At 55.1% G+C, this 26,336-nt stretch carries 18 protein-coding genes; 11 read left to right on the top strand and 7 right to left on the bottom strand.

The genetic code is table 11. From position 1 onward, the window contains the following. The first annotated feature begins 96 nt into the window (after nt 1-96). From DYU11_RS20740 to DYU11_RS20720, 5 genes are all read left to right on the top strand, one after another. Nucleotides 97-1,245: a hypothetical protein gene (locus tag DYU11_RS20740; protein ID WP_119669642.1), complete on the top strand. Its 1,149-nt coding sequence runs from the start codon at nt 97-99 to the stop codon at nt 1,243-1,245. Between the two features lie 821 nt (nt 1,246-2,066). After that, nucleotides 2,067-4,769, top strand: a complete 2,703-nt coding sequence (locus DYU11_RS20735; RefSeq protein WP_158600330.1) for an SMP-30/gluconolactonase/LRE family protein — start codon at nt 2,067-2,069, stop codon at nt 4,767-4,769. A 274-nt stretch (nt 4,770-5,043) separates the two neighbouring features. Further along, complete coding sequence (locus DYU11_RS20730; protein ID WP_119669640.1) at nt 5,044-6,255, top strand: alpha/beta hydrolase family protein; 1,212 nt, start codon at nt 5,044-5,046, stop codon at nt 6,253-6,255. 70 nt (nt 6,256-6,325) lie between these two features. Beyond that, nucleotides 6,326-7,174 carry a hypothetical protein gene (locus DYU11_RS20725; protein WP_119669639.1) on the top strand — a complete coding sequence of 283 codons (849 nt, stop codon included), beginning with the start codon at nt 6,326-6,328 and terminating at the stop codon, nt 7,172-7,174. 303 nt (nt 7,175-7,477) lie between these two features. Continuing rightward, entirely contained in the window at nt 7,478-8,419 is a 942-nt protein-coding gene (locus DYU11_RS20720) for a phosphatase domain-containing protein (protein ID WP_119669638.1), read from the top strand. Between the two features lie 57 nt (nt 8,420-8,476). Here DYU11_RS20720 and DYU11_RS20715 read toward each other — a convergent pair whose 3' ends face one another. Further along, a complete protein-coding gene (locus DYU11_RS20715; RefSeq protein WP_119669637.1) occupies nt 8,477-8,812 on the bottom strand; it encodes a DUF5615 family PIN-like protein in 336 nt (111 codons plus the stop codon). A 228-nt stretch (nt 8,813-9,040) separates the two neighbouring features. Between DYU11_RS20715 and nadE the strand changes: the two genes are divergently transcribed. The 3 genes from nadE to DYU11_RS20700 are packed head-to-tail and all read left to right on the top strand — an operon-like array spanning nt 9,041 to nt 12,154. Further along, nucleotides 9,041-11,101: an NAD(+) synthase gene (gene nadE / locus DYU11_RS20710; protein ID WP_119669636.1), complete on the top strand. Its 2,061-nt coding sequence runs from the start codon at nt 9,041-9,043 to the stop codon at nt 11,099-11,101. 28 nt (nt 11,102-11,129) lie between these two features. After that, the gene (locus DYU11_RS33970; protein WP_119669635.1) at nt 11,130-11,270 is read left to right on the top strand and encodes a DUF433 domain-containing protein; all 141 of its coding nucleotides are present in this window, start codon (nt 11,130-11,132) and stop codon (nt 11,268-11,270) included. 14 nt (nt 11,271-11,284) lie between these two features. Further along, a complete protein-coding gene (locus DYU11_RS20700; protein WP_229365964.1) occupies nt 11,285-12,154 on the top strand; it encodes a DMT family transporter in 870 nt (289 codons plus the stop codon). A gap of 8 nt (nt 12,155-12,162) precedes the next feature. Here the strand turns inward: DYU11_RS20700 and DYU11_RS20695 are convergent, their stop codons facing one another. Next, a complete protein-coding gene (locus DYU11_RS20695) occupies nt 12,163-12,666 on the bottom strand; it encodes a helix-hairpin-helix domain-containing protein (protein ID WP_119669633.1) in 504 nt (167 codons plus the stop codon). A gap of 92 nt (nt 12,667-12,758) precedes the next feature. Next, the gene (locus DYU11_RS20690; RefSeq protein ID WP_229365963.1) at nt 12,759-13,589 is read right to left on the bottom strand and encodes an OmpA family protein; all 831 of its coding nucleotides are present in this window, start codon (nt 13,587-13,589) and stop codon (nt 12,759-12,761) included. Nucleotides 13,590-13,843: 254 nt separating this feature from the next. Between DYU11_RS20690 and DYU11_RS20685 the strand changes: the two genes are divergently transcribed. Further along, nucleotides 13,844-14,908 (top strand): hypothetical protein, encoded by a 1,065-nt coding sequence (locus tag DYU11_RS20685; RefSeq protein WP_199736753.1) that lies wholly within the window; start codon nt 13,844-13,846, stop codon nt 14,906-14,908. A gap of 111 nt (nt 14,909-15,019) precedes the next feature. On the opposite strand, the gene DYU11_RS20680 is transcribed toward DYU11_RS20685, so the two are convergent. The 3 genes from DYU11_RS20680 to DYU11_RS20670 all read right to left on the bottom strand — a co-directional run bounded on the left by DYU11_RS20680 (nt 15,020) and on the right by DYU11_RS20670 (nt 21,130). Continuing rightward, nucleotides 15,020-18,910, bottom strand: a complete 3,891-nt coding sequence (locus DYU11_RS20680) for a hypothetical protein (RefSeq protein WP_147367985.1) — start codon at nt 18,908-18,910, stop codon at nt 15,020-15,022. A 302-nt stretch (nt 18,911-19,212) separates the two neighbouring features. Beyond that, nucleotides 19,213-20,301 (bottom strand): ferrochelatase, encoded by a 1,089-nt coding sequence (gene hemH, locus DYU11_RS20675; RefSeq protein WP_119669629.1) that lies wholly within the window; start codon nt 20,299-20,301, stop codon nt 19,213-19,215. Between the two features lie 40 nt (nt 20,302-20,341). Next, complete coding sequence (locus DYU11_RS20670) at nt 20,342-21,130, bottom strand: hypothetical protein (protein ID WP_119669628.1); 789 nt, start codon at nt 21,128-21,130, stop codon at nt 20,342-20,344. A gap of 103 nt (nt 21,131-21,233) precedes the next feature. On the opposite strand from DYU11_RS20670, the gene DYU11_RS20665 reads away from it, so the two are divergent. Both DYU11_RS20665 and DYU11_RS20660 read left to right on the top strand, forming a co-directional pair. Next, nucleotides 21,234-22,193: a hydrogen peroxide-inducible genes activator gene (locus DYU11_RS20665; RefSeq protein WP_119669627.1), complete on the top strand. Its 960-nt coding sequence runs from the start codon at nt 21,234-21,236 to the stop codon at nt 22,191-22,193. 151 nt (nt 22,194-22,344) lie between these two features. Continuing rightward, nucleotides 22,345-25,605: a cyclic nucleotide-binding domain-containing protein gene (locus tag DYU11_RS20660; protein WP_119669626.1), complete on the top strand. Its 3,261-nt coding sequence runs from the start codon at nt 22,345-22,347 to the stop codon at nt 25,603-25,605. Here the strand turns inward: DYU11_RS20660 and DYU11_RS20655 are convergent. Beyond that, nucleotides 25,602-26,183: an HD domain-containing protein gene (locus tag DYU11_RS20655; protein WP_119669625.1), complete on the bottom strand. Its 582-nt coding sequence runs from the start codon at nt 26,181-26,183 to the stop codon at nt 25,602-25,604. The genes DYU11_RS20660 and DYU11_RS20655 overlap by 4 nt on opposite strands. Nucleotides 26,184-26,336: the final 153 nt, after the last annotated feature.

Below are 26,336 nucleotides of genomic sequence, written 5' to 3'. Positions count from 1 at the left end.
GCCTGCTGCCTACGTCTCTCAGGCTGCTTGCCAGATGGCCCGCCTGAGCCTGTTTATCCTACCATAAAAAACAACGTTATTAAAACAATCATTACCATGAAATCACAAAACAGACCCAACAAACAAAATCGGAGGAGGTGGCTACGTGATGCTGCTATTGCGACTACCAGTGCCGCTGTTATGCCCTCTTTGCTTACCGGCTGTGCCGATCATCGGGTAAATCCTGGGGGTGGTGACCTGGGGGGGGCGAGCGCACCACCAGATGATGCTCTGTATCCCCAGGCAGCAGCTAATTTAAAAAAAATGCAGGCTTGGTACGAGGAACTTCACAAGCGTAATAACGACTATCTATCTCGTGTGTATAAGTATGTAAAAGGAGGTAAAACGCCCCCCGCCAATTGGAAAGATATTCTTATCGATGTCTTTGTTAAAATAGGTATAGAATTCTTGGAGGCAGCTACAGAAGAAATACCCGGTCTAGGAGCGGCCATTGCGATTGCCGCCGAAGAATACGAGAAATGGGGTTCCGAAAAAAGCAAAGGAGGTTCGGTAGATGCTGCATTTGGTGAATTTGAAACAATCTTAGGTGAGATATATGATAAAGTTGATAACCGCCTGTCTGTTCTGCAAGACCCGAAGCCGTCGAATGGCTACGCAGACTACGGATACTTAAGGGATGCGTTTAAGAATGGAGGAAGCATTGAATTCAACAAAAGAAAATACACCTTTAGAGATTTGGCAGAATATGATTTTCCGGTCAAAGAAAGTGCTGACTTCGTCACCCTCATCACACCAGCAGAACACAGCTTCAAAACATTAATATGGGAGGCTATCATAAGAAAAGCCGGTGTACTGCATCTACATTCTACAGGTTGGCAAGAATACACCTATGGTACAGATCCTCGTAAAATAATTAGCGACATATATGCTAACAGTACGGATGTCTCTGCGGCTTACTATAGAGCGTACTACGATAATGGTCTGGGCGTTACTTGGGTCATGGAATATGAGTTCCGGTTTGAGGACAAAAATATTAGTGATGAAGGTGTAAAAGAACTCTTTAAAGATGATGTGAAAGGCCGTATCATCAACCCAGATGCTTTGTTCGAACGTGACTACGTTTTCAAACAGTTTCGCGATGAAAGATATGATTTCGGTAAATACTGTGATGTGTCAACGGAGCCGAATACTTATTATGATTGCTCTGAGTATAAATTCACAGGCGGTACCTTCACAAAAATCTAATAGAAGTATTGAAGAACTGTGAGGAAAGCAGAAAACGTCACAGCTCTTCGGTTTGGCATTATGTGAGCTGAAAATAATGAAGGCAGGACGGTCTGGTTTGACTTTAACCGGGATAACTAACTGGTTTTATTCTTAGGTGATGAGCTGGGCCTTTCGCAGATAGGCCATTACAGTAAGCACTATCTGGGCATTGCTGGTGGCAAGTTTTCGAATTTAACCCGCCAACTGCATCTATCATATACAAAACTACGGGCATCACGGGCTGGACCGGTAACTCCAAACAGTTTATCGAGTGGAAAGAACCACGCCAGCCTGCCAACGCCCCATACCCCAACTCCATATTCGTCTTAACAATAGGCGACTGCCAGTCGACACTGACCGATTGGGCATACGTTGCCGCTTTGTCTGCTTACTGCGGTTGAGCCTCAACCCGAATACCCAAGCTATCATCTCTCGTTACGTTAGACCCAGGCAAACTCATGAAGACCACGTTTACTGCTTCTGTTGCTCAGGCCGCCCGCTGGACGGTCCTTTTAAGCCTATCCCTTTTACGCCGGTCCCGGTACTCATTCCAAGGCGTTGGGTGGAGCCGACCCACCCTTAGCCTTACCCGGTCGGGGCATGGGCGGTGGCTTGTGGCCCTGCTGTGGCTACTTGGGCTGGCCTGTTCAACCAACGCTAGAGCCCAGCAGGGGCTCACTGGGTCCACCGTCGCCGGGGGTAGAAAAGGCAATGAGCTTAATCAGTTGGATACGGTACAAGCCGTATTTGTAGACCGGGCCGGGTTCATCTATGTGGCAGATCAAGTTAACAATCGTATCATGAAGTTCCCCCCCAACTCCAGTGTGGGCACTGCCGGCACCATCGTCGCCGGGGGCATGGGTTACGGCTCGGACTTCACTCAGTTGAAATATCCAACTGGCGTTTTTGTGGACACATTTGGGGCCATCTACGTGGCGGATCGGGATAACCATCGCATCATGAAGTTTCCTCGTAATTCCAGTATGGGCACCCCCGGCACCATCGTCGCCGGGTACACTGGACAAGGCTCGGCCCCCAATCAGTTGAATACGCCAAGTGGCGTCTATTTGGATAATGATGGGGCCATCTATGTGGCGGATCTGAATAACCATCGCATCATGCAGTTTCCTCGTAATTCTAGTATGGGCACCCCCGGCACCGTTGTCGCAGGGGCCCGCGATGGTAAATTCGGCAATGAGGTCAATCGGTTACGTTACCCAACTAGTGTCTTTGTGGACGACTCCAAGACCGTCTATGTGGCGGATGCTGGTAACAATCGTATTATGAAGTGGCCCCGCGGGGCCAGCGAGGGTACTACCGTCGCTGGGGGCAATGATTTCGGCTCGTTGCCTAAACAATTGAATGCTCCAGCAGGCGTCTTTGTGGACCAGGCTGGGGCCGTCTATGTGGCAGATTATCTTAATAATCGCATCATGAAGTGGAGCCGCGGGGCCAGCGAGGGTACTACCGTCGTCGGGGATAGTACTAAACCAGGCAACGGGGCCAATCAATTGCGTCATCCAACTGGTGTCTTTGTGGACCAGGCCGGGGCCATCTATGTGGCGGATGGTGAAAACTACCGCATCCAGAAGTTTCTCCCCGCGAGCGTCCCTCCGGTCCCTGTGGAGGTTCCCCCCACCCCTCTGACTCCCGCAATTCCTGTGGCCCACGTGGGCATCACCGTCGCCGGGGTCACGTCACAACCAGGCAACGAAACCAGTCAGTTGCATGGTCCGCGGGGCCTCTTTGTGGATGATTCCAGGGCCATCTATGTGGCGGATCAAGTCAACAATCGCATCATGAAGTTTCCTCCCAACTCCAGCAGTGACACCGCCGGCACCATCGTCGCCGGGAATGGATACGGCTCGGAACTCAATCAGTTGGGGTATCCAACGGGTGTAGCTTTGGACGAGCAGGGGGCCATCTATGTGTCGGATAGTGCCAACCATCGCATCATGAAGTTCCCTCGCGGCTCCACTACGGGCACTTTCGGCACCACCGTCGCTGGGGGCCAGGGACAAGGCCGGGATGTCCGTCAGTTGGATTCTCCAGGTGGCGTCGTTGTGGACGGGGACGGAGCCATCTACGTAGCAGATACGAAAAACCATCGCATCCAGAAATATACTCCTACCACCAACAATGGCATCCTCGTCGCAACCGTTGCCGGCAATGGTTCGCAAGGCTCGGGCCCCACTCAGTTAGATAATCCAGGTGGCATATTTTTAGACGAGTCCGGAGCCCTGTATGTGGCCGATACGCGTAACCATCGCATCCAGAAGTTTCCTCCCGGCTCCAATGGGACCACCCCCGGCACAACTGTCGCCGGGGTCGGCGATGGTACATTCGGCAACGGGCCCAATCAGTTGCATTCTCCAAGTGGCGTCTATGTCGACGAGTTAGGGGCCATTTATGTGGCCGATACACGTAACAATCGCATCCAGAAGTGGGCCTCTGGACCCACCTCCGGCACCACCGTCGCCGGGGCCAGTGATGGTAAGTCTGGCAACGGGGCCAATCAGTTGGATTACCCAACTGGTGTAGCTGTAGACGGGGCCGGGGCCATCTACGTAGCCGATTATGGTAACGCTCGCATCCAGAAGTTCAGCTCTGTTCATACAAGGTCGGGAGGCCTATTAGGCGGGGCAGCGACGCCGTCTGCGTTCCAACTGATAGCGCCCCTGTACGACTGCCCCAGTGGAGCCTTTAGCTTTATGACCCAGGGAGGGGATAGCTCCGGAGCGCCGGCCGCACCCATCGAGTACATGGCCGCGGGCATCACCGGCTGGACCACCAATCCTAACCAGTTTGTTGATTTTGAACTGCGCCAGGCTGCCGATGCCCAGCCCATTACCCTGTGGGCCCGCCAGAATGGGCAGACCGTGCGCTACGTCTGGGATATCCGGGCCACCTGCCCGGTGGGTGCACCCGGCCAGCTGCGGCTAGTGGCCCCGCTGTATGACTGTGCCGCAGGAGCCATCACCTTCCAGACCCAGGGAGGCAACAACTCGCCCATTGAGTACATGGCTGCGGGCATCACGGGCTGGACGACCAACCCTAACCAGTTCGTTGACCGGGAACTGCGCCAGGCCGCCGATGCCCAGCCGCTGCTGCTTCGGGTACGTCAGCGGACCAGTACGGGGGCATATCAGGAAGACAACTACGTCTGGGATATGCGGGCCATCTGTCCAATGGGGGCTTCCGGTCCGGTCAGCGCCCGATTTGGAGCGTCCATTGGCGAAGGCCCCGCTACGTGGCAGGTAACGGTATATCCAAACCCGGTAGGCCAGGAATTTACGGTAAAACTTGAGGGTGTTCGGCAGGCGTCGGTACGTCTGGTGCTGACGAATCTGAGGGGGCAGGTGCTGGTCGATAGGCAGGTGCTGGTCGAACAGGCCACCCATCAGGAACGGCTGAAGCTGGGTGAGTCCCCGGCGGGAATCTACCTGCTGCGGGTGAGCACGGCAGACCAGACCAAAACCCTCAAAGTGCTCAAAGGACAATAAGCGCTCCTGCTCATCCAGGTGTAACCTTCCTCTTTTTTTAAACTTCATTATAAGTTGACCCTGTTCCTGTGAGCGTCTGTCTGGCACGGTTTCCCGGCGGCTGGTGACCCTGCGGTGGCAACCCGGACAATGACTAACCGCTCACCAATTCGGTAACCAGCAAATGTGGTAGGATCAGACTAATGCTTCTGAGGGATGTATAAGGCGCTGTCGTAGTGTATAAAAGTGCCCGTACTTTTTTCATGTATAATGAGCCTTTTACCTGTTCATACCGATGGGATTATTATTCAAACGTGACTTTCATGACGAGTTTGGTACCTGGGCACTAGGCTTTATTCCATATGGTGGGATTGATTTCGGTGAAATTACGGCCGTAGCGCAGGCCGTCGGCGACGGCGATGATTCGGCTTTTTACGAAGCCTGGGTGGCGGCTGGCGACCGATTTAGTACCGAAGCAATCGATACGCTCGCCAAAGGCAGGCAGGCTGTCGCCCGCGACCTGTTTCTGAAAGCCAGCGAATGCTACGCAACGGCTAAACATCCAATTTTTGGATTTCCGGTCGATCCAGGACTGGTCGAGGCTTTTCGCAAACAAACGGCCGCTTTCGACCAGGCGATGGCTTTATCGAAAACGCCGGTAACGCCCATGCGTATTCCGTTTGAAAAGGGAAGCTTGCCAGCATATTTCATCCCGGCCGTGGACTACCCGGATTCGGTGCGACCTCTGCTGATTCTGACCAATGGCTACGATGGCACTGTTACAGACATGTATTTTGCCTCGGCCGTTGCCGCCCTCAATCGGGGGTATCACTGCCTGTTGTTTGACGGACCTGGGCAGGGCGAACTGCTGATTGAACAGGGGGTTTCGCTCCGGCCGGACTGGGAAACCGTGGTCAGCGCCGTTATTGATGTAGCTGTAACGCTTCCACTGGTGGACGTAGCCCGTATCGCGATCAGCGGCTGGAGCTTAGGCGGGTATCTCGCACCACGGGCCGCGTCGGGCGATGCCCGGATTGCCGCTTGTATTGCCGATCCGGGCGTACCCAGTCTGCCGGATAGTTTTCGCCAACTAATCATCAACGTACTGGGCGCTTCGCCTGAAGCGGTCGCGGATCTGGGGAAAATGGATCAGCAATTACTGGATCAGATTTGGCATCTTTTTACCAATAACCGAAAACTGAGCTGGAGCGTCGTTCAGCGGGGTTTCTGGGTAAATGGCGTTAACGACCTGCGGGCGTACCTGACTTCATTAGACTTATACACCATGAGTGGTCGTGAGTCGTTGATTCGCTGCCCGACGTTACTGACAATGGCTCAGAACGATTCGCTTTCAACGGCAGCAACCGCGTTCTACGAATCGCTTACCTGCCCCAAAACCTTACTGACGTTTTCAGCCGATCGGGGCGCTGGTGATCACTGTGAACTGATGAACCGGTCGTTACTGAACCGACGGGTATTGGACTGGCTTGATGACGTTTTCGCCTAACGGCAGCAATCACATACTCATCAATACGTAAAGCAATTGTCGGATTGGAAGCCTGATTAACGTCCGTAATATGACCAGACAAACGATTTCACCCTCCTTTTTTATAGTTATTACTCTTCTCTTTATCTGGTTAAGCCATTATTTAGCGGTGTTTCCCCACGAATATGCCCATTCAATAATGGCCTGGTTGGTGGGTGAAAAGGAAAATCCATTCGCGCTCGACTATGGTGGGACCAGTTGGAGAAACCTGTTGCTGCTGTGGAACATTGATGAGAATGTAGACTACAGCCGGATGTTTGCGCAGGGACATGACTTTCAGGCGGCCTTATGTGCATTTGCTGGGCCTGGCATTGGAACGGTCCTGATGTTTGTGCTGGGAGGGCTGTTCTTAAAAGAGCCTCGGATCAAACAACACCCCTATCTGTATTATTTTACTTTCTGGTTTCATCTGATGAACCTGGGCAATTTGTATGATTACGTTCCGATCCGCACGTTTGCTCACGGAGGAGACATTGCCAATATGGTTCGTGGTTTGCATATTTCTCCCTGGTGGGTGTTCGTTCTGGTGGGCTATCCGGTGGCGTATTTGATGTGGCAATTCTTCACTCAAACCATGATTTCACTGTATGTCAACCTGACTATTATCAACCTACCTTTGCAAGCTGGCATTATGGTCCTCTGTGTTTTGCTTCTATTTGGCTGGTTTGGTGGTATACTAGGCATAATCTACTCGGGTAATCCTTTGGAAAGTGGTGAAATCACCTACTTTTTGAAGATTGCTTCTTTTGTGTCCATTCCTGGCGTAATAAGCCTTCTTTGGCCAACGCGTAAATGGATTCGAGAGAAGCTGGAAAGATCCTATCTGTTGCGTACGTCGTTAAGTAAAGGTGGACAAATGAGCCAGGTCGCCAACGGATAAGCCCGGCGTTACTGACCGGCGGTAATTACACGTCAACCCATCGGCCTCTACCGTCCATTAATGGATTGGTAATCTGGTTTACTACCTTTCTGTATTTCCAGCGTCGGTTGCGGGCGGAAGAGACGCCGTATCATTTACAGCCTGATGCCTGATGAAAAAACGTTTGGCAAAGCAATAGGTAAACATTTTGTAATCGTTGCCCGCTTCTGCATAGAAGCGGGCTTTTTTGTGAAGTTTACTGATAAACTCAAGCGGAGGCTGTAATTTTCCGGGTGCCGAAGAGCAATACGTTTCGATAGAATTATGAAAAAAGTCCTGATCCTGACTGGTCTGAGTGGCAGTGGTAAATCAACCTTTGCCCGGCAGTTTTGCGCAGAAAATCCTAACTACGTGCGGATCAACCGCGACGATCTTCGACGTAGCCTGCTGCCGGTGCCGCTGGGGGAGTACTGGAAAAATTGGCCGGATCACGAGAAAAATCGAATCGAACAGCTTGTGAATGAGTTGCAGAAAACGGCTATCCTCGAAGCCCTGAACCGTAACTGGCACGTACTGATCGACAACACCAACCTGAAGTTGAGCTACCTGAATGAGTTTAACCGGTTGCTGTCGGCGCATTTCGACGCGGTGGAGGTTCAGTATCAGTTGCTCGACGTACCGGTGGACGAATGCATCCGTCGTGATGCCGAACGGTCGGATTCGGTAGGGGAGGCTGTCATCCGGAAGCAGGCCGAGCAACTGGCCGTGTTGAAGAAAAACTTCAAATTCCGGCCAGTAACGCTTACCCGCGATGCCGTTCATCGGCGCATTCAGGACGAATCGCTGCCCCGCTGCATTCTGGTGGATATCGACGGTACCGTAGCCGAAAAAGGCGACCGGTCGCCCTATGATTGGTCTAAAGTGGGGCTGGATACACCCAAATGGCCGATTATCCGGCTGGTGCAGGCCATGCGTGTAGCGGGTTATGCGATCGTGTTCTTTTCAGGTCGCGATGCCGTCTGCCGGCGCGAAACGACCGACTGGCTTTGTCAGCACTTCGGCTGGGCACCTACTGATTATCAGCTATTCATGCGCCCCAGGCAGGACAACCGGAAAGATTCGATCATTAAGCAGGAACTGTTCGAGCAGCACGTCGTAGGGCGCTACTACGTTGAGTTTGTGGTCGATGATCGCCAGCAGGTAGTCGACATGTGGCGTCGGACGCTGGGTCTGACGTGCGTACAGGTGGATTACGGCGATTTTTGATCGGGTGGATAAAAGCCGTATTTTACACCATAAACCAGGATAGGTTTGATGAAACAGTTAGAATGTCTTTAGTAGGCCATATTTATTTGACTCATTCAATTTTTGAACGTCATCAAGATGCTTTTGCCGTGTTTCTGCTACACTTGCCGATGACTGATTACCCAGGCGCAGCAAGACTACCTTCGGCGGAAATCCATACGTATTGGCTAAATTATAATAATCATCGTCGTTAGTCACAATTATTCGATTATTAACCCGTGCCCATTGCCAAATGGCTATGTCTTCGGCCGGAATCGGCAAGCCTGTTTTTGTGACATGTAAACAGTCTGGAAATGTATAGGCCAACTTCTTCACGAGACGGTACGACAAGTTAGCATCAAGCAATAGCTTCATCAGGCAGCCATCAAACGAGTACGCCGTTCACTATCGGCGGCAAAGGCCAGCGCTGCCCGAATGTGTTCTTTGATTGAAGACGTGGGCTCCTGGTAAAGCTTGCTACAAATCGTCGCTTACTAAATAATCTATTTTCGTCCCATCTTTGTTATTCGATAAATAACGCAGGGTAACGCTCTTTCGCTCATCGCATCGGCGACCCGGTCACTCTTTCGCTCATTGCACCGAATGAAATTACTCAAAGTTGCCGCCGGAGTACTGAACCAGACGCCTTTGGCCTGGGACCATAATAAGCAAAACATCATCAACGCCATTGAGGACGCCAAAAAGCAGAACGTTAGTCTGCTGTGCCTGCCCGAGTTCTGCATTTCGGGCTACGGCTGCGAGGACGCCTTTTTTGCGCAGAACACAATGGATCAGTCCATTGCTTCGCTGCTCGACATTGTTGAATACACCAACGACATTGCTGTAGCGGTCGGTCTGCCCATGCGCCACAACAACCGCACGTTCGACGTGGTGGCGCTGGTGGCCAACAAGCGGATTCTGGGCTTTACGGCCAAGCAGTACCTGGCCAACAACGGCATTCACTACGAAGCGCGCTGGTTTCAGCCGTGGCCGATCTTTGTGCGCGACGAAATCAAAGTCGGGGAGTTTACCTACCCGTTCGGGGATATTGTGTATGAGCTGTCGGGTGGGGCCGCCGGTGCAGTCCGGATTGGCTTCGAAATCTGCGAAGATGCCTGGATCGCCAACCGCCCCGGCCGGACGCTCTACGAACGGGGCGTCGACATCATCATGAACCCCAGCGCCAGCCATTTCTCGTTCCTGAAGTCGCAGACGCGGGAGCGGTTCGTGATTGATGCGTCGCGGTCGTTTGGCGTCAGCTACGTGTACACCAACATGCTGGGCAACGAAGCAGGCCGGGCCATCTACGACGGCGACGCCATGGTGGCCTCCAACGGCGAACTGCTGGTGTCGGGGCCGCGGCTAAGTTACGAAGACCATCTGATCGTGTCGGCGGTGATCGACATAGACAACACCCGCCTGAATCAGGTGCAGAACCGGGCCAACATCGCGCTGGCTTACCCAAACCTGCGCGTGCCCGGTACGTTCGACTGGCCCGAAATCGCTCCGGTCATGCACCAGAACCAGCTGGAATCCTGGGAACGCACCGGCTTCCTCAAAGAAGAGGAGTTTGCCCGGGCCGTGGCGCTTGGGCTGTTCGACTACCTGCGCAAAAGCCGCTCGCAGGGCTACGTACTGTCGCTCAGTGGTGGGGCCGACTCTTCGTCCATTGCCGCAACCGTGTTCCTGATGATCCGGATGGCCGTCGAGAACCTGGGGCTGGATGGGGTCAAAAAGAAACTAAGCTATATACCGGCCTTGCAGGATTGTCAGTCGTCGGAGGAGATGGTCGGCAAATTGCTGACGGTGATCTACCAGGGCACCGAAAACTCGTCGGAAGATACGTTCCTGTCGGCGAAAGAACTGGCCGAGAGCATCGGGGCGACGTTTCTTAACATCAACATCAACGGTCTGGTCGAGACGTACACGAGCCTGATCGAACAGCAGATCGGCCGGACGCTGACCTGGGAAACCGACGATCTGGCCCTGCAGAACATCCAGGCCCGGGTGCGGGCTCCGGGCGTCTGGATGCTGGCCAACCTCAAAAATGCATTGCTGCTCAGTACGTCGAACCGCTCCGAAGCGGCCGTGGGCTATGCCACCATGGATGGCGACACAGCGGGCAGTATTTCGCCGATTACGGGCATCGACAAACATTTTCTGCGGGGTTGGCTGCGCTGGCTCGAAACCACCGGGCTGAACATCGCATCGACGCCGTCGCCCGAAACGGCCATCAGGATTGAAGGGCTGCATCGGGTCAACAACCTGCAGCCAACTGCCGAGCTACGGCCGCTGGACAAGAAGCAGACCGACGAAGACGACCTGATGCCGTACGACGTACTGAACGCTATCGAATCGGCGGGGATTCGAGACAAGCAGCCGCCGGTCGAAGTGCTCAAGTGGCTGGAAGTCCGGTTTGCCGGGGTGTACGACCGCGAGAAACTGATGATCTGGGTAGAGCGGTTCTTTAAGCTCTGGAGCCGCAACCAGTGGAAGCGTGAACGGTACGCGCCCTCGTTCCACCTGGACGATCATAACCTCGATCCGCGCTCGTGGATGCGCTTTCCAATTCTGTCGGGTGGCTACGAGAAAGAGATCGACGAAATGAAGCAGTGGGTAGCCGGCCAGAGCGGAAAGGGCCGCAAAGGCCGGATTGGGTTTTGAACGTATATTTGCCGAAAACAGTACGGTCATGAAGAGAACTCGGACAACTGTAGAGCCAGTTGTGGAGCGAATGGGGCACGGTGAAATGATACATGACATTTTGGAGGCTTATCCGCATCTGACGCGCGCGTCAGTTTTAATCTGTCTTCACTGTGCTGCTAATGCGTAACTTGTAAAAAGCCAGTGCGACAACTTCTCCCCGGGCTTCTTTTTGCCATGTTGTGGGCGTCGGCTTCGGCTGCTACCAAGTTCGGCGTGCAGTCGGTGCATCCGCTGATCCTGGCCAACGTCCGTTTCTTCATCGCCGGAACCGGAATGCTCGTCTGGGCCTACGGTATCCAGCGAACCGGTGTTCAGCAGGAACGTAGCGCCTGGCCGAAAGGGGCCGAGTGGCGGCACCTGACCATCTTTGCCCTGCTCAACACAACCATCTACCTCGGGGCCTTCGTACTGGCGTTAAAACAAGTCTCAGCCGGTATTGGCAGCTTATCGACGGCCACCAATCCGCTGTTCATTACGTTGCTGTCGGCGGTCTGGTTGAAGCGGCCCCTACGCTGGTTCGAAGCTACGGGCCTGGCCCTTGGCTTGCTGGGCGTCGCCGTGGCTACATACCCATTGCTGGAAGAGGCTCACGCTACCGTCGAAGGGCTGCTTATTCTGCTGTTTGGCATGATCTCTGTTTCAGCCGCAACGGTCTACTACGCCCGGGTATCGTGGCAGTTGCCGAGCCTGGTAATTAACGGCTGGCAGGTGCTGCTGGGCGGGATTTTACTCCTGCCCCTCACGGTGCTGACGGCCGACTTCAATGACGCACACTACGATGAGCGTTTCTGGCTGTCGGTCTTCTGGTTGATTATTCCGGTATCGGTCGGGGCGCTGCAACTGTGGTTTTTCCTCATTCGGAAAGACCCCGTCCGGGCGTCGCTCTGGCTGTTTCTGTGCCCGATTTTCGGCTTTGTGTACTCGTACCTGTTGCTGGGCGAGCCCATCACGCTTTATACCCTTATCGGTACGGGACTGGTGATCGGTGGGTTATGGCTGGGGCGGCAATAAGCACAGATTTACTCCACAGACCTGCTCACCCCATCGGTTTTGCGCTGAGCCAATTGCCGGGCCTGCTCGGGCCACGTAGCCGCGTCGAAAATCCGGTAGCGGGAACCGGCCGCCGACAGAATGTCGCGGATCCGTTCGACCGGCGTTTCGGCGAGTTGAGCAAAACTCCGGATGCCCGCCTGACTCAGCAGTTCGGCTACTTTAGGACCAATGCCCTTAATTTCAACGAAGCGGTCCACGCTGTCGATGCCGGGCTGGTCGGTCGGTTCTTCAATAATTGTCAGTTCGATGTCGGTACCGTCGGCCTGGTTCACGATGTCAATCACTTCCACAGCGGCTCCGTCCATCGCATCGACCGTATCCGATAATTCGGTGACGTAACCGGTTGGGCTGATGATCACGTCGAGGGTTGTGTTCTCGTCCAGGACATCGCCGATCGGTTCGTCGGTTTCGTCGAGGGGGAATGCCGGTTTTCCGGGCGTTTTCGGGTTAGTATTGGGGCGATTCTTCATAACGGCAAACACGTTGAGTTGTTAAAGCCTGTGCTTTGGCTCATACGTTAAAACCCACTGGTGTTTGCATTGTTGTCAGTTTCTGCCGAAAGCTACTGTTTCAGCACCGTCATTTCGACCCGCCGATTCAGCCGCCGGGTTTCCTCGCTGTTGTTGCTGGCAATGGGACGTGTTGGGCCATAGCCTTTTGTCGAAATACGGCGGGCTTTGATGCCGTTCTTCACCAGAAACTTCTTCACTACGTCCACGCGCTCCTTCGACAGCGCCATATTCTTGTCAAAATTACCTTGGTTATCTGTGTGGCCGGATAGCTCAATTTCAACAGTCGGGTTGTTCTGCATGAAGGCCAGCAGCTGCTCCAGGGCGGGCTGGGCTTCGGGTAGCAAATCCGGCTTGCTCTGCACAAACTGGATGGCGCGGAGCTGGGTAGTTTCGCCGGTTTTGGCCACCAGCGGTGGTGGGGGCGTTGGGCGGGTAGCCACGGTCGCGGTATTGGTCGCCGTGGCGGCACCGGCCGTTTGGGCAGGGGGCGTTGGGCGGGGTGCGTTTTCCTGCCGCGAAGTTGCTGGTTGGGTAGCAGGGGTGGGGGTATCGGTTCGTTTTAGCCGGATCAGCTTGCCGTAAAGCCGGTTGGTATAGCTCGACGTAAAGGCCAGGCGCTCTTCGGCTGGCTGGTAGCCGCTGGCTTTGGTCACCAGTACGTAGGTCTGTTTTGGATCGAGGGTAAAATGAAACGCGCCATCGGCTGGGACGGTCTGTTCGCCACTTACCTTGCCGGATTCGGTGCGGGCCAGGATGGTCGCACCCGGAATCGGCTGCCGGGTGTCAGCATCAACGACATTACCTTCCAGAGAAGCCACATCCGACGTACTCGTCGACATGGGTCGGGACTGGCCGCAAACCCCCGCTGGCAGAACCAGCATAAAGCACAAGAAACAACTGATTGAAACGACTGCTTTCCGAATGTATTTGATCATTTATCTGCAACGCTGAACCAAGCCTCAAAAGTACGTGCTTCCCGCTAGAAACAGGTTCGTTACGCTAAGAAAAACAAACGAAAAAATGGTAATTCATGATTAGTAAAAGTAGTTGTTAAGTAGTTGATAATCATTAGAGTTACATAGTGAAAATAATGCTCAAAAACGAACGATTGGAACGTGCCTTTTGTTAGTAAAGTATGAGACAAACAACCAACGTGACGATGCATTCCGTAGACCCTAAGGCACCTCTCGCGCCGGCTTCGTCGGGCACTATGCCGATGGACGAAAACTGGCGGAAATCAATTCCGGCACAGGTGTTTCTGAACCATTTTTTTGCAATGGATTATCATATCCAGTACCAGAACGACCTGTTCGACGTAGCGAAGTTTCCCATTTTTCAACAGTTTGGGGGGCGCGTGACCGATGAGCAACGGAAGGCACTGGAGAAATTACTATTGAATAGCTGGAGCGCTGAGTACGCCCTGCGGATTACGCCCGTTGTGAACGACGAGCAGTATCTGCAAAGTTCGCTGCACTGGACCTTTCCGCAGGCGTATTACAGTGCGTTGTTCAGCGCCCGGGCGTTTCTGGCCGTGCAGGGTATCAACGTCAGCAACGAGGAACTGATTCGCAAGCGGATCGGCAACATGGTCGTTCGGGGGTACTACCCGGCTTCCATCGGCTACTATGCGCTTGGTCCGATCAATAATTACCGCATTCAGCGCCTGCCGATGGCTAACTTCAAGCTGACGGCCGGTCGGTCTGATCTGACGTTACCATCGCGGGAGAACTCGGCTCAGCTTGAACTGGCGCAGTTTCTGAAAACCACCCGTGACCAGCGTGTGAAGGCCCTGCGCAATGCGATTCAGAACAACCCCAAAACGGCGCTGCGCAGCCCGCGGACGGGTGAGATTCTGCAGAAGTTCAGCGTGGAGCAGTACAAGCAACTAGCCCGCCAGATCGGCTACACTACGTTTTTTGATATGCTGAGTCGTCTGCGTATTTCGTCGACCAACCGCGAAATCGAGCGGTTCGTGGATTCGGAGATCGATGTCAAGCTCTTCCACCAGAGCCTGGTGAGCATCGTGTCGCATGTCAACTCAGTCCATGAAGTATACATTGCCAAGGCGCTCGGACTGGACGGCTACCGCCAACTGGTCAGCAAGCTGCCGTCGTACCTCCAGGAGAGTTTTGTCCGCGAGCGTATGAATACCATCATTGTACCGATGCTGGAGCAACCTGACAAGGCTGCATCGGTCTAAGCGTAGCAATCAGCTCCTATTTGAAAGCCGAACAGCAAGCCTGTCCGGCTTTTTTGTGGACAAAAAAAAGCGGCACCGCCCGGTGCCGCTTTTACGTATCAGGTTGTATTCCTATTCATTGCCCAGATTGTCAGCCGACAACCATTTAATCCCAAATTCCTGATTGTAGACGGGCGTTTCGGTCGGGTTGACGTACTTGATGCCGAATTCTGCAATCGTACCGTTCCACTCCGGGTGATTGCCAACCGGAATGGCGATGGTCCGGTATTGGTTATCGCCGGTGATGGTGAACGTCACCTGCTGACCGGCCTGAGCGGCCTGCAGTTCGGTTTGCCCTACTTTGCGCCAGTCGAAAACCATCTGAGTTTCGCGCGTTCTGGCCCGCATCCGGACGTAGACCGTTTTGAATTCACTGGTTCGGTATCCTTTCGTTGGCGAATTGATCCGGAACCGCTTGTCGGTGGGTGTAACGATCAGTTCATCCCCGACGGGGTAACCCTGGTCGTAGCCTTTACGGTAGAAAAAGCCGTGTCGTTTGCCCTGGCCCGCAAATACGTAGTTGGGCTTTGTTTCCGAGCGCGGCAACGTATTGATGATGGAACGGATTTCGGGGAGCGTACCGACCACCATGTTAATATCGAACTCATACACCCCGTTCCGGTCGAGAATCATCGTAATACCGTTGGCAATGTACCCTGCGTTACTCGACTCGGCCGGTCCCCAGCCGATCTCTCCGAACAGGCCGGCTCTGAATTCATGCGAAAACGGTGTATGCAGCGCCAGACCCCGGTTGTTGCTGGGCCGGACGGCAACAATCCACGGTTCCGAGGCATCGATGTCGTAGGGACCCGAAACCGGCCGGTTGTTGTGCTGACTCAGGCTTTCCTGCGTGCCGCCGATGTTGGACAGGGCATTGACGTTGATCAGTTCGCCGTTGGTATACGGATCTGCTTGCACGACGTAGTACTGATAGTAGGCGCTGTTGGTGTACGTGCACGGTAATTCCTGCTGACGGGCGTCGCTGTACCGGGTCTCATCTTTTCGGTCGCCGGTGATGCGGACGTGCCGCCGGACAATGTTGCCATCAAGCCGAATCCACTGCTCCACAATGTAGTCGCCCAGTTCGTTGTTCAACCCCCAGTGCAGTCCCCGTGTTTTCGAATACAACATCTTGTCAGTACGTCCGTAGCCCAGAATCGGAGAGAAGTTGCCGGCAAGATCTCCACCCTGTACGGGGTTGTAGCCGATGTCCTGAAGGAGTGGCCCTTTGCCTTGTTTCCAGCCCGTATTGTCGCCCGGGAGGCTATACAGCGAAATCTGATCATCGCGGCCCGGATCGCGTACGCCGTCGGATTTGACCATGCAGTTGATCATATTTTCGCCGACTTCCAGGTCGGTTACTTCGCGGATTACGCCCCCAACACCCAGATCGATGGCTACCCGAACCCGCTCGTTTTGCAAAACAGGGCGTTTATCGGCCGGATAAGGGCTGTTTAGAATAGGATACTCCTCGTTGGATGGCGGGGTGCAGCCGTTGACTGAAATGGTTGCAGTATCTGTCTTGGTCGCGCAGCCGTTTCGAGTGGCCGTTACGGTGTAGAAATACGTACCGTCGGCTAAAGGAGCGTTGAAATTGATGACCGAACCGGTTTTGTTCACCCCGTTACCGGCCCAGGCGTAGCTTACGGCGTTGCAGTCCTCACCCTGGCAGGCAGCCGTCAAGGTAACGGCGCTGCCGCAGGTAGCCGTAACGGAACTCGCTGAGACCGTAAACCGGCAGCTGTCCCTGACTGGGGGCGGTGTCGTTACACAGCCGCTGACCGTGACGGTCGAAACCGCCGTCTGCGTCGCGCAACCGGGGCGACTGGCCGTCACCGTGTAGGAGTAAGCGCCATTGGTCGACGGTGCATCAACGCTAATGGAAGCGCCAGTTTTAGTGATGCCGTTACCGGTCCAGTTGTATGTAACGGCTCCGCAGTCCTCGCCCTGACAAGCGGCCGTTAAGGTAACGGCGCTGCCGCAGGTGGCTGTTACCGAACTGGCCGCGACCGTAAACCGACAACTGTCCCTGACCGGTGGCGGTGTCGTTACACAGCCGCTGACCGTGACGCTCGAAACGGCCGTCTGCGTGGCACAGCCCGAACGGCTGGCCGTCACCGTATAAGAGTACGTGCCATTGGTCGACGGCGCATCAATGCTGACAGTTGAGCCGGTTTTGTTCACCCCATTACCGCTCCAGGCGTAGCTTACGGCGTTGCAGTCCTCGCCCTGACAAGCAGCCGTTAAGGTAACGGTGCTGCCACAGGTAGCCGTAACGGAACTGGCTGAGACCGTAAACCGGCAGCTGTCCCTGACTGGGGGCGGTGTCGTTACACAGCCGTTGACCGTGACGGTCGAAACCGCCGTCTGCGTCGCGCAACCGGGGCGACTGGCCGTCACCGTGTAGGAGTAAGCGCCATTGGTCGACGGTGCATCAACGCTAATGGAAGCGCCAGTTTTAGTGATGCCGTTGCCGGTCCAGGTGTAGCTTACGGCGTTGCAGTCCTCACCCTGACAAGCAGCCGTTAAGGTAACGGCGCTGCCACAGGTAGCCGTAACGGAACTGGCCGCGACCATAAACCGGCAACTGTCCTGCACCGGAGTGGTGCTCTCACATACCGCGGTCGTACGGGGACTGTTGGTCAATTCCTGGGTTGAGCCGGCACCTTTGACCGTAATTGTTAACCGGCCATTTCTTTTATAGCGGTCGGGAATCGTCCAGTTATAACCGAACTTGTCAAACCCTTTCACGCCAAACGCAGCCGCTACGTCCGGCCGCTGCTGATCGGCTAGTATTGTCGCGGCTTTCTGATCATTAATGAAAATGTCAATGCTGGCCGACTGATTCCGGGTGCCTTCGTTCATGACCCAGCCCGTAATGCGCTCGCAGGACGCCCAGTCCAGGAAACCCCGGTAGCGGGCATTGGCCGGGGGCGTAACCGGCGTTTCTGTTTCCGGCGGACTGACCGGCGGAGTTACGGGCCCCGAACCCTGGCAAACGTCGGTGGTGCGGGGACTGAGGGTCAGTTCCGTATCGGTGCCGCTGAAGCGGGCCGAGATTCGCATGGCTCGGTTGTTTCTGTATTTGGCCGGCATTTCCCACCGAAAACCATAGCGGTTGTAATCCCGAACGTCGAACGCATCGGCTACGTCCTGCCGGATCTGATCAGCCGGGACGGTGGCTACTTTCTGATTATCAATGAAGATGTCGACGCTGGTTGACCGCCGGCGGGCATTGTCGTTCATGGCCCAGCCACCAATGATATCACAGTGCGCAAACTCAAAGAACCCCCGGTAGCTGACATTGGATGCGGCCGTACGGGCATTCGCCGACGAGCCTTCCGACGGGGTCAGAACGTAGAGCACAGCAGGTTGTCGACGGGGTAGGGGCTGACTGCCTGTAAACGGTTCCGTTTGAAGCCGGGCTTTCTCCACAAACTGGCTTTGGTCGCCGGCCTGCCGCTGACTGCGTAGCAGCCGGAAGCCAGAACCGGCTGTTACCGATGTGAAGTGGCCTTTGAGTCGGTAGGTTACGGTTGGTTTGGCTGGGTACGTCAGTTCGTCGCCAACGTAGTCGACGTAAGTACCCCCGGTCTGCTGGAAACCCGGCGGCAGCAACAGCTTAAGGCTGAAGGCGTTGGAGCCGGGAAAGAAAAACATGAGGTTAGGTGATACGTTCAGCAGTTCGGCCGTAATGGTCAGCTCAACTTCCTCCCCTAACCGAACCGTTGGTTTGTTGACCGTGAGACTAAACCGGATCGGGTCGTTGGCTGCCAGCGGAATGCGGATAAGCGGATTCCCCGGCGATCGGAGCAGCGAAACATACGGCTTGGAAGCATACTTTCCAGGTGGCGTATTGGCCGGTGGGTCTGAGGCCGCCGACAGGCTGACGGCCATGAGGGTAGTCAGAGACAGCATAGCATACCGGCGTATGCGCTGAATAGGCAACGAAAGAAATCGCATGTGGCTTGCCAGATAAAATTTTTACAATCGATACTGGATGGGTTTCCTAGGCTTTTATCAATAATTAATCCAGTTGTTTATTTTCCGGTATGTTTTTTTTGTATTATGGAATAAACGGTAACAAAAATTTGACTGAAGGCGCGAAAAGTACCACGTAGCACCCATAGCAAGCTAATAGATAAGGCATTGAGCCAAACGGTCGAAACGTAGCGGACCGGACGTAGGAAACAAAAAAGACCGGGGCGACCCCGGTCTTTTGTATCAAGCATCATTTTTGTTAGGCGCCCAGTCCGGCAAAACCATCAGCGGGTTTTGACCAGATCGACCAGCGTTTCAACCCAGAGGGAGCTGTCGTTGAGGCTTTCGACCAGCTGCCAGTGCTGGCCACCGTTCTGTTCGAACAATTCTTTGTATTCTTCACCTACCTCAATGGTGGTTTCGAGGCAGTCGGCTACGAACGCAGGCGAAAACGCCAGTACGCGTTTGACACCTTTGGCCGCGAGTTCTTTAACCACATCCTCGGTATAGGGCTGAATCCACGGATCTTTACCCAGGCGCGACTGAAAGCAGGTCGTGTGTTTACCGTCCGGAATGCCCAGTTCACGCACCAGTCGACGGGTGGTTTCGAAACACTGCGCCCTGTAACAATGCTGGTTGAGGGCGTGCAGGGACGAGCAGCAATCGCCCAGCCGGCAAACGTCTTTCGTTACGTCGCCTTTGCGGATCTGGCGTTCGGGCAGGCCGTGGTAGCTGAACACAAAGTGATCATAGTCATGCTCGGCCATGTGCTTACGACCGAGTTGAACGAAGCCTTCGATAAACTTGGGATGCTCCAGAAACCGGTTGACGAACCGAAGCTGCGGCATCACCTGCCAGGTTTTCAGCACGTCCATGACCTTCTCGTATACCGAGCCGGTGGTAGCCGAAGCGTATTGCGGAAAGAACGGAATCACAACGATTTCGGTAAGGCCCAGCCGCTGAAATTCGGCCAGACCGGCATCGATGCTCGGGTTCTGGTACCGCATCGCCAGCTTTACTACGTAGGCGTCGCCGAGCTCGCGCTGTAGCTCGCGTTCAATGACCTGCCCGTAGTACTTGAGTGGAGAACCGGTCTCGGTCCAGAGCTGACGGTACGTTTTAGCCGATTTGGGGGCTCTGAACGGCGCAATGACGCCGTTGACGAGCAGGAAACGCGGAACCGCCGGAATGTCGATAACCCGGCCGTCCATCAGAAACTCCCGCAGGTATTTGCGAACGTCGGGCACAGACGGGCTGTCGGGCGTACCGAGGTTTACGATGAGAACGCCAGTGCGGCCAGGCTGGGCCGATGCCGCAGCAGGGCCGCCGGTCGACGGGTACGTGGTGGGTGATGATAACGCAGGTGTTTCCATACGTGGAAAACAGCTTTTCTAAGCTGATGGTTGCAAGGAATTAATCTTGATCGGCCTGCGGATAGCGGTTCAGATCGGGCCGGGTAAAATCGGTAAAGACTTCGCCCGGCAGACCCGTAAAGACCATAATATCAGTCAGGTCGCGTTCGCCCCGTTCGCCCGACAGCAGAATTTTGCCCCGTTTCTGGTAATCAGCCCACGGCAGAGTAAAGCGGGGCGTTTCGTCGGTGTATTTCGGAAAATACGCCCACTGCGAAACCAGGTGCGTCTGCTTGTCGACCCAGATATAATACTTGTTGTCGGGTGTGTTGCCAACGCCTTTGAAGGTTAGCTGCAGCTTGTCGGCCAGTTTGGCATCGGCTGTTTTTTCTTCGCCTGCGTACTTGAGCGTTACGCCCGAATCCTTTAGTTTAAACGGCATCACGAGCCAATAGGAATCGTTGATCCAGGCTCCTTTTCCCTGCTTCAGGTATTTCGCCACCGAATCGGGCTCATCTACTTCCTTCCCGTTCCGGAATACCCGGCCTTTGTCATTGTTGACGTTCAGAATCACCGTCTGATCGTCTTTCAGGTTATCGATCCGGACATTACCCGACCATTTGTCCCAGATCAATCGTCGGCTACCGAAGAAATTCCAGGCAATCAAATGCGTATTGTCCCAGGCTTTCCGACCTCCCATCGCGTTCATGACCTGATCGGCAATCTGAACGGCGCGCGGGTCAGAGCCGGCGAGATCAAAGCCCGGGGCCGGTGGGTTCGAATTACGCTGGGCAAAGCCAGCTACGCTGTTGAGTAAGAGAATATAAACAATATATTGATACGTTTTCATGAATAAATGGGCTATTTCGTGAACAAAAGTAAAATAAGTCTCAATTTGTTTTGATTGATAAAAGTTAGATTTGCATAGATTTTATTGATATAATATACACGTTATGACGTTGACGCAACTGGAGTACATCGTAGCGGTCGATACCCACCGGCATTTTGCCACTGCAGCCGAGCATTGTCATGTTACGCAGCCAACGCTCAGTATGCAGATTCAGAAGCTGGAAGATGAACTGGGTGTTTTGGTTTTCGATCGGTCAAAGCAACCCGTCGTGCCGACCGAAACCGGTCAGGCCATACTGGCCCAGGCCCGGGACGTATTGCGGGCGGCCCGGCGCATTCCCGAACTCGTCAATGAGTCGAAAGACAACTTTCGGGGGGACCTGAAGATCGGTATTATTCCAACGCTGGCCCCGTATCTGCTGCCCTACTTTATCCGGGAGTTTGTGGAGCGGTATCCGGCCGTGTCGGTGCAGATTCAGGAACTGGTTACGGAGCAGGTAATCGAAAAACTCAAAAATGGCCTGATCGATGTGGGTATTGTGGTGACACCCCTCACCGAAAACGGGATTACCGAAATTCCGTTGTTTCGTGAACCGTTTCTGGTCTACACCGCCGAATCCCACGCTCTGGCGGCCAAGTCGGCCATTGCGCCGGCCGATCTGCATACGGAGGGGCTCTGGTTGCTGACCGAAGGGCACTGTTTCCGGAATCAGGTGGCTAATCTGTGCGGGGCTAACCGCCCGGCAAACGGAGCCAATGCCCTGCGTTATGAAACCGGTTCCCTCGAAACTCTCATCAAACTGATCGATAAACAGGACGGGTTTACGCTCTTGCCGTACCTGGCTACGATCGACATGGACGACGCACGGCGGGCCAAAATTCGCCCGTTTGTCGCTCCCCAGCCGGTTCGGGAGGTTAGTCTGGTCATGCACCGGAGCTTTCTGAAGCGTAAATTGATCAACGCGCTCCGGAACGAAATTATGGCTCACTTACCCGCCGAACTGGGCACCGTGGCCAGAAGCAGCGCGGTGATTGATCCGGGGCTGTCGGCTGCAAAAAGCTGATAAACAAGGAAAAACGGGTTTCTGCCGGCTGGCCGCGGTATTGCAAAAGTCGCGGAGGTAGCTTGCCCTTGTGGTTTTGTGCGTAAATTGCTAACAAAACGGCTGCTTCGGTCGGTAGTGGCTGCTCCGAAGGCCTTTCTTATTCTTTCCAATGGACGCTGGCGTAAACAACGTAATAGAAACTCCCTCTCAGATGTCGTGGATTCAGCGGGCGTTGGGTGTGCGGCAGGAAGAAACGCGGACGGTTGGATTGTTTTTTCTGCACAATTTTCTGCTGGGTATCGGTACCATTCTGGTGTACGTAGCGGCCAATGCTATTCTGCTGGAGAATAACCCCGAAGCGAGTCTTCCGATTGCCTACATCGCATCGGCCATTGCCATGATGGCGGTGGGGAAGCTGTACGAATACGTTGAGCATCACCTGCTTCTGAGCCGCCTGGCCGGGCGCGCACTGATCGCCGTGGTAGTTATGACGGCCGTTATCGGCGTGCTGGTGATTGTCGGTCATTCGGTGGCTGCGGCCGTGACCATTATGGTAGGGTACCGACTTATCTACCTGCTCACCAATCTGGAGTTCTGGGGCGTTTCGGCGGTGGTGTTCGATACCCGCCAGAGCAAACGGCTGTTCAGCGTGATTAGCTCCGGCGATATGCCGGCCAAAGCGATGGGGGCTATCCTGGCGGTACTGGTCCACGCGCATACCGACATTCTTCGGCTGCTGGTCGTTGCTTTTGTGGCGTTCGGGGCAGCCCTCTACACCCTTCGGCTAACCATCCAGTCCCATGAAGTTTATGCGCCACACCGGCCCGCCCGGGTGGTTAAGCGGGCGCGTCCCCGGTTTGTCGAGCAGCTTTTCGGTGGTAGTGAACTGGTATTTATGATGTGCCTGAGCGTGGCGACCATTGCTACGGTGGCCACGCAGATTGAATACAATTTCTTTGTCAACGTGAAGCACCGGTTTCACGCCCAGGAGGATGTTATCCGGTACGTTGGGATTGTGCTGGCCTTGACCTACGGCGTTGCCATGATCGTAAAACTGCTGCTGTCGCGCCATGCCCTCGACCGGTTTGGGGTGCGTCGGTCGCTGCTTGTACTCCCCCTCACGGCCCTGGTGGGGCTGCTGGGACTGGAGGCCATGGCGGCCGTTCAAACCGATACCACGCGGCTGCTGATTTATTTCTGTGGGTTGTATCTGGTGTTCGAGGTGGCGCGCCGGGCCTTGTTCGATCCGGTTTTTCTGGTCCTGTTCCAGCCCCTGTCGCCCCAGCAGCGGCTGCATGGTCACACCCTTGCGAAAGGGATGTACGAACCGCTGGGGATTGGTCTGGCCGGGGTGCTGCTGTACATCATCCATGCGTTGCCGGCTCTGGAATTCTGGATGCCCGTGGCGTGGATCGCGTTGATGATCACGGCCCTCGTGCTGTTGCAACGCACGTACCGGCACTACGTAACGGAACTGAATGACGCCATTGCCCGGCGTTTTCTGGAGAGCGACCAGATTGCCATTCCTACTGAAGCGCTCAATCGGGTTGCCGATACACTCCAGAGCGCTAACCCCGACGAAGTGGTGGCGGCTATCGGCTGGCTCGAACGGCATAATCCGCCCCAATTGGGAAAGCAGACGCCCATGCTGCTGAATCACCCGACCGCGGCCGTACGTCGCCGGACCCTCGACGCAACCGCTACGCTCGACTGGCCCGTGCCGACGCAGCTGCTATACCACCAGGCGCTCTACGATACCGAACCAACCCTGCGCGAACGGGCTTCGTACCTGATCAGCCGCCGGGCCGATACGGAAGTGAGCATGCTGGCTCCGCTGCTGCATCATTCCGACATCGCGATCCGGCAGGGGGCCATTCGCGGGACGCTCGAAATCCAGCCGGCCAACGCCGATGCCCTCGGTAGCCTGACGGCCCTGACGAAAGAAAGTGCGGTGCTGAGCCTGAAAGCGGCCTTATCGGTGGTGCAGGCCCTGCGGCTCACGGCCTACGTACCGTTTGTCCGGAACTGCCTGACGCATAGCGATACCAGCGTAGTGAAAGCGGCCCTGCAAACGGCCGGGGTACTGCGCGATCCCGAGCTTACGCAGCGACTCGTCGATCGGCTGAGCGATGGTACGTATGGCCGAACGGCAGCCAACAGCCTGAAAGCCATGGGAGCCGATGTGCTGCCGCTGCTTACCCGAACGGTTGAGGGGTCGCCTGACCGACTCGTGGCGGCCCGGATTGCGGGTATCTGCGAAGGAATCCGGACCAACCACAGTCGGCAGCTCTTGATCAAGCTGGCCAGCCAGCCTTCGCTGGCCGTACGAGCAACGGCTCTTCGGGCGTTAAGCCGATTCGGTCGACATCCCGCCGACGACGAGCTGTTCGAACGGCTTGTTGACCAGGAGGTTGCCCTGGCCCACCGGTTGCTGCATGGCAGTTACGGCGAGGATGCGGAACTGACCGATACGCTCGATTACGAGCTGACGCTGCTGCTGCAACGGCTGTTCTACGCCCTGGAGCAACGGCACGACCGGAATGTACTCGACAGTGTTCGGATTGGGGTGGCGCACCCGTCGCGCGAACGGCGGGCCAACGCCCTCGAACGGCTCGACAACCTGGTGCCGCGACCGGTGTACCAGACCATGCAGGCGCTCATCGACGACCAGCCCCGCGCCGAACGTATCCGGTTGATCGACGCGGCTCTCGGGCCGCTTCATGAGGAGAAAGCCATTCTGCCGTTTATAATTGAGCAGGGCCAGACTTTATTTTCCGACTGGACGGTGAGTGTCGCCCTGCGCCGATGGACGCCCGGCGTCAGCCCGGCGTCAACCATTCTGCATTACCTGGATGCTATTCCGTTGCTGCGGGATAGCGTGGTGGCGGCTATGCAGCATTTGCAAACGCAGCAGCCCCGCAACTTCAGCGATTTACTGAAACGATTCCCCGACTTGTCGTCGCGATTTATGAGCCATTCGTCCGCGGCCAACAGCCGTATTCCTGAAATTGAGTTGATTATGGTGCTGAAAGGAACCAGTCTCTTTGCCCAGACGCCCGAGAATGTTCTGAGCAGCATCGCCCCGATCATGAATGAGGTGACGTATGCGGAGGGACAGACCGTATTCAATAAGGGTGATCTGGGGTCGTCGATGTTTGTTATTTACGCGGGTGAAATCGGTATCTACGACAGCGGTAAGCAGTTGGCCCGTTTCAAACGCGGGGATTTTTTCGGCGAACTGGCCCTGCTGGACGCTGAAGCCCGATCGGCCACTGCCGAAGCCCTGACCGACGTGCGGCTGCTGCGCATCGACCAGGAGGACTTCTACGACCTGATGGAAGAGCGGGGCGAAGTACTGCGCAGCATCGTTCGCACCCTTTGTCAGCGGATCCGGGTACTGAATCAGACCGTAACCCGACCGGTCGGCTAATCAGTCAGAGCCCGCAGTCGGGCCAGATTTGCCTGTTTACCCGGTTCGCGCCGGGCGATGCTGGTGGGCGTCCAGTACGTGTGATTCGTCAGAAAACGGACCTGCATCTGGTTCCAGGCCGCTTCGTCGGCTACGGCGTTGCGGGTTTTCAGCTCTTCATACAGGGTATGAGCAATCGGTTCAAAATCGTCGCGCCCCAGGTAGTCCAGATCGGCATCGCACAGGATTCGTTCCAGGTGCGTTCGCGGTTGCTGGGGTACCTTTGTGGCCCGGATCAGGTCACAAATTGTTACAATCTGCTGGTCGGAGTAACCAAAGTCCGGCAGCGTTTCGAGGGCTAGTCGGCATCCCGCTTCTTCGTGGCCCTGGTACGTAGTCATGAACCCACTGTCGTGGTAAAGGGCCGCCGTTTTTAACAAAGTGAGCGATTCCGCATCCGTGATTCCTTCCCGCTGAGCAATGTCAAGGGCGGCCCCTGCTACGTCGAGGGTATGGTGCAGGCCGTGGTAGTACAGCGTAGGCAACAAGCCAGTCCGTAGTTGATCCATCAGGAAAGTTTCGGCACGCTGGATATCCATAGGCAGGGTAAATGGGCTAACGAGTTACCAAGTAAGCAAAAAAAGAAACGTTCGTCCAGCCATCCACATCTTTCTTGCTATTATAGATACTCGATCTTCTATTTATAGCTTATCGGGTTGTATCTTGTCAATCCGTTGATCATCAGTGATAAG

This window comes from Fibrisoma montanum, from assembly GCF_003583365.1.
Classification (GTDB): Bacteria; Bacteroidota; Bacteroidia; order Cytophagales; family Spirosomataceae; genus Fibrisoma; species Fibrisoma montanum.
Note: the sequence above shows the minus strand (reverse complement) of the source record. Positions and strands in the feature narration are given on the sequence as shown.